Origin of the sequence: Ochrobactrum sp. Marseille-Q0166 (assembly GCF_014397025.1) — a bacterium.
In the GTDB taxonomy this organism is placed as follows: domain Bacteria; phylum Pseudomonadota; class Alphaproteobacteria; order Rhizobiales; family Rhizobiaceae; genus Brucella.
This window is the reverse complement of the sequence record NZ_JACJUO010000001.1, coordinates 1,308,406-1,321,651: the sequence shown is the minus strand read 5'-3', so window position 1 is coordinate 1,321,651 and position 13,246 is coordinate 1,308,406. Positions and strand designations below refer to the sequence as shown.

Sequence of the window (13,246 nt, the reverse complement as noted above, 5' to 3'; positions counted from 1 at the left end):
AAAACAAAAAGGCAGGGAAATCCCTGCCTTTTTAGCAACTTATGAAGTTTTATTGAATCACTTCTTCTTCGACTTTTTCGGTGCTGGCGCAGCCGATGCAGCCTGAGCAGCCGCAGCTTCAGCAGCAACCTGATCAGCACTCTTAGGCGACGTATCGATAACCGAACGAACCGAACCGCTTGCGGAAACCTGACAAACTGCCGTGCGCAGATCAACCTTCAGGTCAACATCTGTACCACCACCGGCACCCGGACGAGAATTCACGGCACTAATCACACGTTCAGGCAAGAAGTACTTGTTGGCAGCAGCAGTAATGCAAGGCTGTGCCAAAGACGAATCGACTGTCGACGTAGGAATGAAACGTGGCAGCGAAACTGTCGAAGCTGTTACTGGTGCTTCTGACTTTCCTGGAACCGTCGCATTCTGCGTGGTTGTCGTACAAGCGGCAGCCAAAGGAGCCAGCATCGCAATAAAAAACAAACGGGCTCCGTTGCGGGTGCATCCGTACATGATCAACCTCTTATGATCTGCTGATTAGGTAAAATTTTAACTGAGATAACTATTCGCTTTTGACGGATTGTCGAGTGGCAGGAAGGCCACAATGCCGGTTTTTCGTTGAGCATCCCCAACGACATCATCATTGTTTCGTGAATATCCAGTTCAACATCTCGCGCCAGTCGCTCATTCTGATCGGTGTGCCATGATTGCCACTTTCAAAACGACGGAACTGAACGGGATAGTCGGGCGAGCGCTTGCGGATTTCTCGGTAGAAACCTTCCTGCTTATCGATTGTAAAAACCGGATCGCGACTGCCATGGCTGAAAAAAACCGGTACCCGCTTTTTAAAAGCGGGCGACTTGAAAAAGCCCTCGTCCCACAGAGACCCCAATAGGATCAGACCTGAGAGCTGATTACCCGCCTTGTCATTCGATGCTATACGCCAGCAGAGTGCCCCACCTTGCGATCCGCAAGCCAGTATAAGCGGTGCAGATGGTGAAGTCGCTTTCGCAGCTTCCAAGAGCCCCGCCACTTGCGCTTCGCCAGTTGCCGCAAAATCCTTGAAGTCCGGCGTCAGATAAAGTCCACCATTAGTCGCTGCAAGGTTTTTCACGCGGTTGAAATTGCCGCCAAAGGTAAAATCATTCATGCCTTGCAGACGATTACCGCCGCGCCCGTGCAAATAGATGACGATAAACGATGCACCGCTCTGTTTTCCGGCTGCCATGGCCTTTACCGGCCCTGCCGCCGTCTGGAAAACGACATCTTTCTGATATGCACGCGCTTTTAGCGAAACATAAGCGTCTTTAACGCGCTTTTCAGGCACGGAATCGCGACCATTGATATCGCGCATTTCGTTGTAATCGATAACTTTATAATCGCCCTTATCGGCGCTACTTAGCACGCCCGGATAGGCGAAATAATCATCTTTGAACGGGGGGAGCGGTCCTTGAGCGAAAGCGGATGTCGCAGTCAACAGCAACAAACCCGCCAATAATCCAGCCCGCTTGTACATTCTCCCTCCCCCGAACAATTTCAGAGTTCCAGCGTATGATAGCGACGATTGAGATAAATCAACGCTTCTTCGTCAGCATTCGAACGCAAGCCAACGACCTCGCCAAACAATACATGATGCGTGGAATGCTCCTGCACACTTGTCACACGACAATCGAAAGCCGCCAGCGCGCCTTTGAGTACAGGTGCACCGGTATCGACTATGTCCCATTGTGCTAGCTCGAAACGCTGGTCTTGCGTAAGCCCTATGCGCCCTGAAAACGCATCGGCAAGCTGCTGATGCGAGCCTGCCAGCGTATTAACCGCAAATACGCCGTTCTTGATAAAAAGCAGGTTCTCTTCATGCATTTTCTGCAGGCATATCAGAAGAGTTGGCGGGTTATCAGAAACTGAACAGGCAGCAGTTAAAGTAAGGCCACGCCTCCCGGCCGCACCCGCGGTGGTTACAATTTGCACAGCACCTGCATAATGACTCATCGCATCGCGATAAGTCTTCGGCTCGACCGATACAGTATTTGAAGTAGTGTTTTTATCCGTTTGCACGTCAGCAAGCATCCGTATTGTCTGCCAGGCTTCCTGAAATCATTATCTGATTGCCTGTATACATATACGGGCATTGCACAAAGGCGAGGAAACCGCTACCCACTTTTCGTTCAATTAGCCATGAAATGTTTGAAGAAGACAAATCGCGTGATCAAGAGACAGCAATTTCCGGAAAGACAGAAAGCGGTTTTCCGCCCGGAATTGTGCGTTCTCCGCCTAACGAAACTCTTCGCTATGGGTCTATCGGCTTTCACAATGCTTTGCCTTCCAGCATTAGCGCAGGAAAATACAGCTGATATCCGCATTGGAATAGCGGCGCCTTTGAGTGGTGGCTTCTCCCCGTTAGGAAACCAGCTCGTCGAAGGCGCTCGCGTGGCAGCAACGGCTAAAAACGTGCAACTCGTCATTGTAGATGATCGGTGTGATGCAGAAGGCGGCAAAGCTGCTGCAGAAACTTTTATCAAAGCAAACATACAGATCGCAGCCGGCTTTCTTTGTTCGGAAGCATTGGAAGCGGCACTCCCCGTTTTGAGCCAGCAGAATATCCCTGTCATCGTCTCAGGCGTCAGCGAACAAACCCTGACAGAAAAGCGTGCAGCAACGCCTTTTCCGGTTTTCCGCATTGCGACGGGGCTGGAGAAGGAAATGCGTGCAACGGGTAGCTTTCTGGGCAGCCTATGGCGCTCTCAGCCCTTCGCGGTGATAGACGATGGTACGATTGAAGGCCGCGAACGAGCGGGACAGGTTTTGGCTCACCTGAAGGATCAACAGCTTCAGCCCGTTTTCACGGACACGTATCGCCCCGGCCTAGAAAACCAGAACGCGCTTGTTGCGCGTCTACGCCGTGCAGGCGCAACCCATGTTTATGTCGGTGGGGAACGCGACGACATTGCAGCTATCGGCACAAGTGCTGTGACACTTAAATATCCGCTGGTGATCGCGGGCGGCAGCGTCCTCAATGCAGCGCCGGGCGCTCAACCACTGAGCACTGAAACCCTGATGATTGCACCTTTGAAGCCGCAGGATCTTTCGACAGCAAAAACGGCAGTCGATGCCATCAATCAAGCAGGCAAAGTCCCGGAAGCCTATTCCGTTACCGGCTTTGCGACCATTGAACTCGCCGCTTCCGCGATAAGCAAAGCTGCGCAACAAAAGCAGCCGCTTATTGATATCTTGCGCGACAGCTCATTTGAAACCGCTCTTGGCACAATCAAATTCGATGGTAACGGTATGCGCAGTGACAATCCAAATCGCCTGCAGCGCTATGATGGAACGCATTTTATAACAGCTGACTGATAAGCCCCATCAGGCTTGCAGCGATAATAATTCCGGTCATAACGCTCATACTCGACCAGAAAAGCGAAAGCGCGGCATCGATATCGTCTGCATCAGCTTCCCGCTTACCCTCACCATAAAACAGCGGTGCTTCGACCTTTTCCGATCCATATTGGCGCGGTCCGGCAAGTGCCAGCTCAAGCGCACCTGCAAAGGCCGATTCCGGCCACCCAGCATTGGGCGAACGGTGCAGCCGCGCGTCGCGCCACATGACGGATAGTGTTCTTTTCCCGGCTTTTTTATTGACCGTAAATGCAGCAGCAATTGCAGTCAGCAAGCCAGTCAGCCGGGCCGGAATATAGTTTGCAACATCATCGAGACGGGCAGCGAAACGCCCGAAATGACGATAGCGGTCATTGAGATGACCGATCATAGAATCTGCCGTGTTGATAAGTTTATAGGCGAACAACCCCGGCAATCCGCCCACGAGAAACCAGAAAGCAGGAGCAACAATGCCGTCCGACGCATTCTCGGAAAGGCTTTCAATCGCTGCACGACTGATACCGCCTTCATCAAGCTGCTCCGGGTTACGCCCAACAATCATCGAAACAGCTTTGCGTCCACCTTCCACACCATCTTCACGTAAACCGGCAGCCACCGCCCGCACATGGTCGGCAAGACTTTTCTGCGCCAGAAACACTGCCACGATGATGATTTCAACCAGCGCACCTGCCGTACCAAGAAAGGGCAGCAGATAGTCTAACGCCAACCCCACCACAACACAGGAAATCACCAGCCCGATTATCAGCCACATGCCATTGCTGCGCAGTGCATTGACGGAAAGACTGTCATCGTTGAGACGTTTTTCACCCCAGCTGATTGCCTTGCCAAACAGCACCACCGGATGCGGAATTTTCTGCCAAAGCTGTGGCGGATCGCCCACCACACGATCCAGTACAAGCGCTAAAGCAAGAATAATCAGCTTTATTTCCATGGACTTGATGCGCTTTCCTGAATCACTTTTTCAAGCGGAGAATATCCCGCAATGCCTGTTCCAATCGCACAAGGCCCGCCTGATCAGGCGCCAGTCCAATGCGCAGCCAGCTTGGTGCATAGGCAAACTTTCGGACAAGAATATGCCGCTCACAAAGTGCATCGTAAATTGCATGAGCATTTTCGTGTTCAACCAGCGAAAACAGAGCAGTGCCACCGACTTCCACGAGCTGACAATGTGCGAGCATCGCGGCAAGTTCTGCCCGTCTTGTATCGATGCGTCCGTGAAACGCCTCAAGTTCAGCACCACTTTCGAAAGCATGGAGTGCAATTGCAAGCGTCGGTCCAGCCACCGCCCATGGACCAAGCCTGTCCGCAACACGCTTCACAAGCTCATCATTGGCCAGAAGGAACCCAAGCCGAACGCCTGCAAGGCCAAAGAATTTTCCAAAGGATTTCAACACGACCAGCGGCGCATTGGCCGCATGTCTTGCAATGCTCACCTCCGGGTGCGGATCGGCGAAAGCTTCATCCACAACCAGAAAACCACCACGCTCACCAAGCTTTCGCGCCAGTCCGAGCAAATCAGGTCGCGCAACAATCCGGCCATCCGGGTTGTTCGGGTTGACGATTGTCACCACCCGCACATCCTCCGGGATGGCGTCCAGCGTCGCACATTCGATCACATTCCAGTTTGCCGCTTTAAAAGCTTCCGCATGTTCCTGGTAGGTGGGACCCAAAATGGCGACCTTCGCAGGCTCAAGCAAGCTCGGAATAATCTGAATAAGCGCCTGAGTTCCCGGACTGGCAACAATGGGCGCATTCTGACCTGTTTCATAATAGGAACGTGCCGCAGTCAGAACCCTTAACAATAGGCCCTCATCCGGCAAACGGCTCCATAAGCGTGGGGCCAATTCTGGGAGAGGAAAATGTTCGGGATTGATGCCCGTCGAAAGGTCAAGCCAGTCTTCCGCCTTGCCGCCGAAGTGTGCAATGGCTCGATCCAGCGCTCCGCCATGCTCGATAGTCATGTTCAGGCATTCTCTCCAGAAAAATCAATCACATGCATGAACGAGCCAGCAACTGAGCCGACACGAAGCCCTGCCTCTCCCAGCTCTTCGCCCAGCGCATCACGGACGCGGAACAGCCGTTCAGCCTCACCTTCGCACACAATGCTCGCATAGTGAAACTCATGAGCCAAAAGCGGTAACGGCCATGGCGAACCGGATAATGGTTCCAGCTTGCGATAGCCAAGGTGCATTTTCCGTTTTGCAAAGCTGGTTTCAAGCGGAAGCAGCCCAAGCATAGGATGCTTCACGCAAGACGAATCTTCCAACGTCTCACCCAACACCATATAGCCGCCACACTCGCCGTAGATGCGCACGCCACGATCCGCAGCGCGTCTCATGCCCTGCTGGAAATGCTTCACCTGGCTCAGTTTGCCGGCATAAAGCTCGGGATAACCGCCCGGCAGATAAATTGCGTCAGCGCTTTCATCGGGCGCTTCATCAGCAAGCGGCGAAAAGAATGAAAGCTCGGCACCACGCCTGCGCCAGCCTGCAAGTAAATGCGCATAGGCAAAGGCAAAGGCGTCGTCTCGCGCTACTGCAATGCGGTTTCCAAGCGGCGCGAGACGGGGAACATTCGCCATAGCCTCATGATGCTTTGGCCGCGACCAGATGCGCTCTAATGCGTTTAAATCAATATGCGCATCAACCGCATCCGCAGCATGTTCAAGGAAACGCTCCAGATCGGTATGTTCCGCTGCTTGAACAAGCCCAAGATGTCTGGAAGGCAGAACCAGCGCTTCATCTCGCGGAATTACACCCAGAACGGAAATACCGAGCGGTTTGATCGCTTCGCGCAGCATGGCCTCATGTCTGCCGCTGCCAACCCGGTTAAGAATAATACCAGCAATCAGAACATCGTTGCGAAACTGACTGAAACCCGAAATAAGGGCAGCGATCGAGTGGGATTGGCGAGCACAATCGACTACCAGAACCACTGGCAGATCAAGAGTTCGTGCCAAATCTGCCGACGATCCCTTTCCATCAAGCGCTCCGTCGAAAAGTCCCATCATGCCTTCAACAACAAGAACCTTGTTGCCCTCGGTCATACGGGATGAAATGGCACTGATAAGCTCTGGCCGCATGGCCCATGGATCAAGGTTGAAGCAATCCACGCCGCTCGCAGCTTTATGGAAGGCAGGATCGATGTAATCAGGGCCAGCTTTCGCAGGTGCAACCGCCTCGCCACGCCGCTTTAAAGCGCGCAGTAGCCCAAGTGTCAAAGTGGTTTTTCCCGATCCGGAAGCTGGCGCTGCAATCATAAAACCCTTCATGCGCTCTTCTCCCTGCTAAGATGCAGCGGATCGCTTGTCAGTTTTCGCCCCTCAGATGCACCGGCCCAGTCAAGTCCCGCACGCAGCTTCACAACCTCTCCCACAACCACGATTGCCGGTGGCTTGAGACCCGATGCTTCTACATCTGCAACCGCGCCTGACAATGTTGTCTCCAGAACCACCTGTTCCGGCAAGCTGGCATTGCAGACAAATGCGACCGGCTCATCTGGCGAGCGTCCTGCTGTCATCAGACGCTCTGTAATGAGGTCGATATGCTTCATCGCCATATACATCACGATAACAGGAGAAGACCGGGCAATGCCCTCCCAATTAATGCGGTCTGGCATCAGCCCTGTTGCATCGTGGCCTGTGAGGAATGTGACTGATTGGTTGATATCGCGATGCGTGGCCGCAATTCCTGCATAGGCAAGACCGCCAATCCCCGCTGTAATGCCCGGAACAATACGAAATGGCACGCCATGTTCAACAAGCGTCAGCGCTTCCTCGGCTCCGCGCCCAAAAACGAACGGATCGCCACCTTTCAGCCGCAGAACCTTCTTGCCTTCTTTAGCCAGCTCCACCAGTCGTAGCGAAATATCGCGCTGTTTTGGTGAAGGCTTGCCACCTCGTTTGCCTGCGTATTCAACACTTGCGTTATCGCGCTTGAGTGAAAGACAGGCTTCATCAACCAGCGCATCATAGACGATCACATCCGCCTCCCGCAGCGCATTGACTGCGTGCAAAGTGAGAAGACCGGGATCACCTGGCCCGGCACCGACAAGCCAAACATGCCCGGGCTGTATCGCGGGCAAGCTGACTTTGCTCTTCGCAACAATACATTCCGGCGTATGTTCAGGCTTATTCATCATCATCAACCATAACTTTATCTGGCGGCACAGCTATCAGATACATTATAAGGCGTCCATGAACGATGAAACCGCCCCTTCAAATAAAAGCCCTGAAAAAACAGAACTGCGTCGCGGCTGGACGACGGGCGCATGTGCCACAGCTGCCACCAAGGCAGCACTGACTGCGCTTATTACCGGTGAATTCCCCGATCCGGTCGGCATCATCCTGCCAAAAGGTGAAGTGCCCTATTTCCAGCTTGAATATGAAGGACTGGGGGAAGGCTATGCCATGGCGGGTATCGTCAAGGATGCAGGCGACGATCCGGATGTCACGCACGGCGCAACAATCATTTCAACGGTTTTCCCTGCCCCTCCCGGCACTGGCATCGTGTTTCAGGCAGGCGAAGGCGTGGGGACTGTTACGCGGCCCGGCCTGCAAATCCCGCCAGGTGAAGCGGCAATCAATCCTGTTCCACGCCGCATGATGACAGAGATATGCGAACAAATATGCGCTGAATATGGCCTGCCTGCCGATTTGGTTATTACGATTTCCGTTCCAGGTGGCGAAGAAATTGCGCAAAAAACGTGGAACCCGCGCCTAGGCATCATTGGGGGCATTTCGATTTTGGGAACAACAGGGGTTGTACATCCCTTCTCCTGCTCCGCATGGATCCATTCGATCCATCGCGGCATCGATGTAGCGCGTGCAGAAAAGCAAACACATGTGCTCGCTGCGACAGGTTCAACCTCTGAAGACGCAGCACAGGCACTTTATGATGTGCCGGATTTCGCCATTCTCGACATGGGTGATTTTGCCGGTGGTGTACTCAAATATCTGCGTGAACATCCAATCGATAAGCTCACCCTTGCAGGAGGTTTCGCCAAGCTGACAAAACTTGCTCAGGGAGAGCTTGATCTTCATTCTTCGCGCTCACAGGTCGACAAAAACTTCCTCTGGTCATTGGCCCAAAAGGCCGGCGCGCCAAGCGACATCAAGGACCGGATTCTTTTTGCGAACACTGCGCTGGAAGTACTTGAAATGACTCAAAGCCTTGGTATCGATATGGCGACCCCAATTGCTGAAAAAGCAAAGCAGGTGGCTCTGGAAACCCTACGCGGCGCACCCGTTGAAGTCGAAATCATTGTGACTGATCGCAAAGGCAATATCCTTGCCCGCCTCTAAAATACTCATTCTTGGCGGCACAGCGGAAGCATCAAAGCTTGCTTCCTCGCTGTTGGCTCTGCCGGTTGAAGCTATCACCTCGCTTGCAGGCCGAACGGCCAACCCTGCTCCCGTCAGCGGCAAGCTGCGCATTGGCGGATTTGGAGGGGCAGATGGGCTGGCAACTTATCTGGTTACCGAGAAAATCGATCTCGTGATTGATGCCACCCATCCCTATGCAACCCGCATTTCACACAATGCTGTCGTGGCATCCGATATCGCAAATGTTCCACTGCTTCGGCTCGAACGTCCGGCATGGGAAAAGGAAAGTAGTGATAACTGGATTGAGGTCGCAAGCGAAGCGCAGGCTGCAAGCATGATCCCGGCAGGTGAACGCGTTTTGCTCGCACTCGGCCGACAACATATCGAACCCTTTGCAGAACGGGGCGATGCTCACTTCATCATACGGATGATCGATCCGCCGGAAGTTATGCTGCCACACGAATGTGAAATCATTCTGGCAAAACCCGGAAACTATGAATCTGAAAAGCAATTCCTGTGTGAACGAAAGATTGGCCTGATTGTCAGCCGCAATTCCGGCGGCAGTATATCTTACGCAAAAATCCGAGCAGCGCGTGATCTTGCCATACCTGTCATCATGATCGCACGTCCACCTGTTGAAGCCAAAATTGTCGTCGGCACCGTGGATAAAGCAATTGAATTTGCGCGTTCAGCTTTAAGATTTTGAGCGAGCAACATGGCTGTGCGCTTCATGATAAAGCGCTGAGTCGCGAAAATTCTGCGAGTCGAGACCTCTCCCGACAAAGATCATCGCCGTGCGTTTCACGCCAGAAAGCGCAACTTTCTCGGCAATATCGGACAGCTTTCCGCGCAGAATCTGCTCATCTGGCCAACCAATTCGGTATGCAACGACCACTGGACAGTCAGATCCGTATAATGGCGCCAGCTCCGTTTCGATCTTCGCAAGGTTTCGGATCGACAGGTGAATGACCAAAGTCGCACCGGATTTTCCCAGTGTGACGAGATCCTCACCTACCGGCATGGCAGATGATTTTATCGAAGTCCGGGTCAGAATAATGCTTTGATTGACCTCTGGAATAGTCAGTTCCTGTTTCATCGCAGCCGCAGCCGCAACAAAAGCAGGAACACCCGGCGTCACATCATAAGGAATGCCGAGCGCATCAAGCCTGCGCATCTGTTCAGCCATCGCTCCATAAATCGACGGATCGCCTGAATGCACGCGTGCAATATCATACCCTTTCGCATGAGCCGCCTCAATCGCCGCAATGATTTCATCAAGTGTCAGCGAGGAACTATCAATCAGCAGCGCATTTTCTGGTGCAGATGCAACAACATCCTTGGGTACCAGCGATCCTGCATAGATGCAGACCGGACAGCTTTCGATCAGTCGCAAACCACGCACGGTGATAAGATCGGCGGCACCGGGGCCGGCTCCAATGAAATGAACTGTCACGTTTTCTTCCTCTGTTCAGGCGTTTCGAATGCCTGTCAGGTGGCAGAAGAGTCAATCTTTTTCAGGCAAAAGTCCTTGAATATCATTGAAGATCGACTGCCACTCTTCCGGCGTCAGCTCGAAGAAATTGAAGCTTCTAAGTAAAAATGCACCTTCATTGGCAATGAACGCCAAACGTGCTCGCCTTCCTTCAGGTGTCGAAACATCAAGTCCATCCCACTGCTTGCGATACCAGGTCCGCGTTTCATCAAGATAATGGGAGTTGGGAATAAGGCTCGCCATCATGGCGGCAAATCGTGAATCGTCCTCAGCATCGCTTTCGCGCGTCACTGCGATATGGGCAGCAATGTGCGAAATCGCATCTTGTCTGTGCTGTTTGCGCGCTGTGACCAGATCGTCAAATCGGTCACCCCATCGCTCGATCATGGCTTTCATCAACCCGTCTTTATTACCGAAGCAATATTGCACACCGCCTTTGGTGACGCCGGAAGCGTGTGCCACCGCATCCATGGTCAGTGCAACGATACCACCTTCGGCAACCAGCTTCTCGGCCATGTCGAGAACATGGTCCCGATCAATTGAGCGCGGGCGGCCGGTTTTCTGCAATTTCTTACTTTCCATACGGACGGATTTATATTATGTCGACCACCCTGCCAAGTTTAAATACGTTTGTATTGAAAAGGTGTAGTCCGATGTTGCCGCAAAATCGCTGGCTCGTTCTCGCAATTGTTTCCAGCGCGCTGTTCCTGATCGTTGTAGATATGACAGTGCTTTACACAGCGCTACCACGCCTTACCCATGATCTGGCGGCAAGTGCTTCCGAAAAGCTCTGGATCATGAACATCTACCCGCTGGTGGTGGCAGGTTTGCTGCCGGGCCTTGGCACGCTGGGTGACAAGCTCGGCCACAAGCGCATGTTCATGAATGGTCTGATGGTTTTTGGTCTTGCATCGCTAGGCGCAGCTTATTCGCCTAACCCGGAAGTGCTGATCGCAGCCCGCGCATTTCTCGCCTGTGGTGCGGCGATGATGATGCCTGCTACGCTCTCGATCATTCGACTGACCTTTACCGATGAAAAAGAACGCTCACTTGCCATTGGCATCTGGGCGGCAATTGCCTCGGGCGGCGCTGCCATCGGCCCTGTGGCAGGCGGTGTACTGCTTGAATATTTCTGGTGGGGCTCGGTGTTCCTCATCAACGTGCCTGTTGTTGCAGTGGCGCTGGCACTTTCGGCCTTCAACCTTGAAAACCGTCCCCTTGGCTCCAAGCGCAAATGGGATCTCGTCGGTTCAATCCAGATTATGATCGGTCTGATCGCGCTCACCTATGCCGTGAAGGAACTTGCCAAGCGTGATGCATCGATGACTGTGTTTGCCGGCGCATTGATTATCGGCCTCATTGCAACGACCATTTTCGTGCGTCGGCAGTTTTCAAGCCAAGAGCCTCTCATCGACTTCTCGCTGTTTAATAACAGGCTGTTCTCGACAGGTGTGTTTGCGGCTCTTGTTGCATCCGGTTCGCTGACGGGCATGGAACTGGTATTCAGCCAGCGCCTGCAATTGATCGAAGGCTTGTCGCCATTACAGGCTGGTCTGATGATTCTGCCAATTCCTCTGGCAGCATTCGTGGCAGGCCCGCTTGCTGGTATTCAGTTGCCGCGGCTTGGTGCAGGCAAAGTGCTCTGGTCATCGCTAGGGATTACAGCCCTTGGCATCATCATATACAGCCTAACTTATAAACGAGCACCGCTGTTCTACATCACTGGTCTTACAATTCTCGGCTTTGGTGTTGGGGCTGTCATGACTGCCGCATCCTCGGCAATCATGAGCAATGCACCTGCCGAAAAGGCTGGCATGGCAGCATCTGTCGAAGAAGTATCATTCGAGCTTGGCAACGCGCTGGGTGTAACAATCTTCGGCAGCATTTTGTCGGCATTCTATACCGCCAGCCTTATTCTGCCCGCTGGCTCAAACATTCCGTCTGTAGTCCGCGACAGTCTGGATGAAGCGCTTCTTGCTGCACAATCAATGCCAACAGCTGACGCAAATGCATTGACGGCTTTGGCATCGCAGGCCTTTGAGAATGCCTATGTGGCTGTCATCGTTGCGACCGCTGCCCTGCTGCTCGTTGCGACGGTTGCGACCTACCTCGTACAGCGCCGTAAACCGGCCTAATCAATACGTGTCACGGCAATCGCTGCGGTGGCACATTCACTGGTCGTTTTTTCGATCAGCAATTCTGCATCAGGCCCAGCCGCAGCAAGTGCTGCCGATTCTGCAACGCCATGACAGCCGACTGCAGCAAAAACCACTTCCGATGGGTGTTTCAGCTTTGGCGTTTCTTGTTCAAGCCGCTCAGCATCAAAAAAGCGCAACTCGCAACCATAATGCTGGGCAAGCTTGCCCCATACAGGATCACCTCGCTTGGTGGCAATCGTTGCTAAGACATCCGGTCGTTTCAATTCAGCACTGGCCAGCACTTTATCTGCCAGCAAAACAAGCTCCTCAAGGCTAGCCGCTGACGAGCTGCCCATTCCAAGAGCGAAATGCTTTTTCTCAGACTGCACGAGGTGCCGGTTGCTGAGCTTCTCTGATATCGTCAGCTGTAATACCAAGAATATCAGCGATCCGCTTGATCATCGCTGTTTCGGACTGATCAACATGATCATCCGCACGCGCAATCCGCACCAGATCACGAAGCAGTGACGCACGACGCTCAGGCGCCATTTCAGCAAGCATGGAGGCCGCTTGTTTCGTGGTGGTTTCGTAACCAAAGTCTTTAAGATATTCGGTTACTTCCGGTAACTCTTCTGCCGAAATGCCAAAATTCTCAGAAACAATCTGCCTGAAAGCACTAATTTCTGCCGGATGACGATCGCCATCGGCAAAAACCACATGAAGCAGAAGAAGCAGTTCCGAAGCGAGTGCCGGATCTTCGGCGACACGCTGCACAGCACTCTTTTTGCTGAGAAACGCAGTAATACGTTCGAAAAAGCTTTCGCTCATGTGTGACCGTCTCCTGAAATCAAACCAATTTGCATTGATAATGCTGCGCGAACCGAAAAACAACGCTCGGTG

General features: G+C 52.9%; 15 protein-coding genes. 4 read left to right on the top strand and 11 right to left on the bottom strand.

The genetic code is table 11. From position 1 onward, the window contains the following. Positions 1-57: 57 nt before the first annotated feature. The 3 genes from H5024_RS06245 to H5024_RS06235 form a co-directional block, all read right to left on the bottom strand. Positions 58-510 (bottom strand): hypothetical protein, encoded by a 453-nt coding sequence (locus H5024_RS06245; protein ID WP_187544516.1) that lies wholly within the window; start codon positions 508-510, stop codon positions 58-60. Between the two features lie 127 nt (positions 511-637). Beyond that, on the bottom strand, positions 638-1,513 hold the full coding sequence (locus H5024_RS06240) for an alpha/beta hydrolase (protein WP_187544515.1): 876 nt from the start codon (positions 1,511-1,513) through the stop codon (positions 638-640). Between the two features lie 20 nt (positions 1,514-1,533). Next, positions 1,534-2,067, bottom strand: a complete 534-nt coding sequence (locus H5024_RS06235) for a flavin reductase (protein ID WP_187544514.1) — start codon at positions 2,065-2,067, stop codon at positions 1,534-1,536. 243 nt (positions 2,068-2,310) lie between these two features. On the opposite strand from H5024_RS06235, the gene H5024_RS06230 reads away from it, so the two are divergent. Next, entirely contained in the window at positions 2,311-3,351 is a 1,041-nt protein-coding gene (locus tag H5024_RS06230; protein ID WP_247875218.1) for a branched-chain amino acid ABC transporter substrate-binding protein, read from the top strand. Here H5024_RS06230 and cbiB read toward each other — a convergent pair. Genes cbiB through cobA form a run of 4 tightly spaced genes read right to left on the bottom strand, consistent with a single transcriptional unit; the run spans position 3,335 to position 7,530 of the window. Further along, positions 3,335-4,324: an adenosylcobinamide-phosphate synthase CbiB gene (gene cbiB, locus H5024_RS06225; protein ID WP_187544512.1), complete on the bottom strand. Its 990-nt coding sequence runs from the start codon at positions 4,322-4,324 to the stop codon at positions 3,335-3,337. The two genes, H5024_RS06230 and cbiB, sit on opposite strands and share 17 nt — an antisense overlap. A 22-nt stretch (positions 4,325-4,346) precedes the next feature. Continuing rightward, positions 4,347-5,360 carry a threonine-phosphate decarboxylase CobD gene (gene cobD / locus H5024_RS06220; RefSeq protein ID WP_187546667.1) on the bottom strand — a complete coding sequence of 338 codons (1,014 nt, stop codon included), beginning with the start codon at positions 5,358-5,360 and terminating at the stop codon, positions 4,347-4,349. Continuing rightward, the gene (locus H5024_RS06215; protein WP_187544511.1) at positions 5,357-6,664 is read right to left on the bottom strand and encodes a cobyrinate a,c-diamide synthase; all 1,308 of its coding nucleotides are present in this window, start codon (positions 6,662-6,664) and stop codon (positions 5,357-5,359) included. The genes cobD and H5024_RS06215 overlap by 4 nt, the downstream gene beginning before the upstream one ends. Continuing rightward, a complete protein-coding gene (gene cobA / locus H5024_RS06210; RefSeq protein ID WP_187546664.1) occupies positions 6,661-7,530 on the bottom strand; it encodes a uroporphyrinogen-III C-methyltransferase in 870 nt (289 codons plus the stop codon). Before cobA ends, H5024_RS06215 begins: the two co-directional genes overlap by 4 nt. A 58-nt stretch (positions 7,531-7,588) precedes the next feature. Here cobA and H5024_RS06205 point away from each other — a divergent pair, with 58 nt between their 5' ends. Together H5024_RS06205 and H5024_RS06200 are read left to right on the top strand one after the other, a co-directional pair. Beyond that, positions 7,589-8,695, top strand: coding sequence for a cobalt-precorrin-5B (C(1))-methyltransferase (locus tag H5024_RS06205; protein ID WP_187544510.1), 1,107 nt, complete (start codon positions 7,589-7,591; stop codon positions 8,693-8,695). Beyond that, positions 8,682-9,422 carry a cobalt-precorrin-6A reductase gene (locus H5024_RS06200; protein WP_187544509.1) on the top strand — a complete coding sequence of 247 codons (741 nt, stop codon included), beginning with the start codon at positions 8,682-8,684 and terminating at the stop codon, positions 9,420-9,422. The genes H5024_RS06205 and H5024_RS06200 overlap by 14 nt, the downstream gene beginning before the upstream one ends. On the opposite strand, the gene cobM is transcribed toward H5024_RS06200, so the two are convergent. Both cobM and H5024_RS06190 read right to left on the bottom strand, forming a co-directional pair. Continuing rightward, entirely contained in the window at positions 9,411-10,169 is a 759-nt protein-coding gene (gene cobM, locus H5024_RS06195) for a precorrin-4 C(11)-methyltransferase (RefSeq protein ID WP_187544508.1), read from the bottom strand. The genes H5024_RS06200 and cobM overlap by 12 nt on opposite strands. A 51-nt stretch (positions 10,170-10,220) precedes the next feature. Beyond that, a complete protein-coding gene (locus tag H5024_RS06190; RefSeq protein WP_247875217.1) occupies positions 10,221-10,775 on the bottom strand; it encodes a TetR/AcrR family transcriptional regulator in 555 nt (184 codons plus the stop codon). 86 nt (positions 10,776-10,861) lie between these two features. On the opposite strand from H5024_RS06190, the gene H5024_RS06185 reads away from it, so the two are divergent. After that, complete coding sequence (locus H5024_RS06185; protein WP_187544506.1) at positions 10,862-12,343, top strand: MFS transporter; 1,482 nt, start codon at positions 10,862-10,864, stop codon at positions 12,341-12,343. Here the strand turns inward: H5024_RS06185 and H5024_RS06180 are convergent. Both H5024_RS06180 and H5024_RS06175 read right to left on the bottom strand, forming a co-directional pair. Next, the gene (locus H5024_RS06180; RefSeq protein ID WP_187546662.1) at positions 12,340-12,702 is read right to left on the bottom strand and encodes a cobalamin biosynthesis protein; all 363 of its coding nucleotides are present in this window, start codon (positions 12,700-12,702) and stop codon (positions 12,340-12,342) included. The two genes, H5024_RS06185 and H5024_RS06180, sit on opposite strands and share 4 nt — an antisense overlap. Positions 12,703-12,724: 22 nt before the next feature. Further along, positions 12,725-13,174 carry a TerB family tellurite resistance protein gene (locus tag H5024_RS06175; protein ID WP_187544505.1) on the bottom strand — a complete coding sequence of 150 codons (450 nt, stop codon included), beginning with the start codon at positions 13,172-13,174 and terminating at the stop codon, positions 12,725-12,727. Between the last annotated feature and the right edge of the window lie 72 nt (positions 13,175-13,246).

Excerpts from the sequence above, each read along its gene's own strand:
- H5024_RS06245 (WP_187544516.1), bottom strand. The coding sequence starts at position 510 with ATGTACGGATGCACCCGCAACGGAGCCCGTTTGTTTTTTATTGCGATG.
- H5024_RS06240 (WP_187544515.1), bottom strand. The coding sequence starts at position 1,513 with ATGTACAAGCGGGCTGGATTATTGGCGGGTTTGTTGCTGTTGACTGCG.
- H5024_RS06235 (WP_187544514.1), bottom strand. The coding sequence starts at position 2,067 with ATGCTTGCTGACGTGCAAACGGATAAAAACACTACTTCAAATACTGTA.
- H5024_RS06230 (WP_247875218.1), top strand. The coding sequence starts at position 2,311 with ATGCTTTGCCTTCCAGCATTAGCGCAGGAAAATACAGCTGATATCCGC.
- cbiB (WP_187544512.1), bottom strand. The coding sequence starts at position 4,324 with ATGGAAATAAAGCTGATTATTCTTGCTTTAGCGCTTGTACTGGATCGT.
- H5024_RS06215 (WP_187544511.1), bottom strand. The coding sequence starts at position 6,664 with ATGAAGGGTTTTATGATTGCAGCGCCAGCTTCCGGATCGGGAAAAACC.
- cobA (WP_187546664.1), bottom strand. The coding sequence starts at position 7,530 with ATGAATAAGCCTGAACATACGCCGGAATGTATTGTTGCGAAGAGCAAA.
- H5024_RS06205 (WP_187544510.1), top strand. The coding sequence starts at position 7,589 with ATGAACGATGAAACCGCCCCTTCAAATAAAAGCCCTGAAAAAACAGAA.
- H5024_RS06185 (WP_187544506.1), top strand. The coding sequence starts at position 10,862 with ATGTTGCCGCAAAATCGCTGGCTCGTTCTCGCAATTGTTTCCAGCGCG.
- H5024_RS06180 (WP_187546662.1), bottom strand. The coding sequence starts at position 12,702 with ATGGGCAGCTCGTCAGCGGCTAGCCTTGAGGAGCTTGTTTTGCTGGCA.
- H5024_RS06175 (WP_187544505.1), bottom strand. The coding sequence starts at position 13,174 with ATGAGCGAAAGCTTTTTCGAACGTATTACTGCGTTTCTCAGCAAAAAG.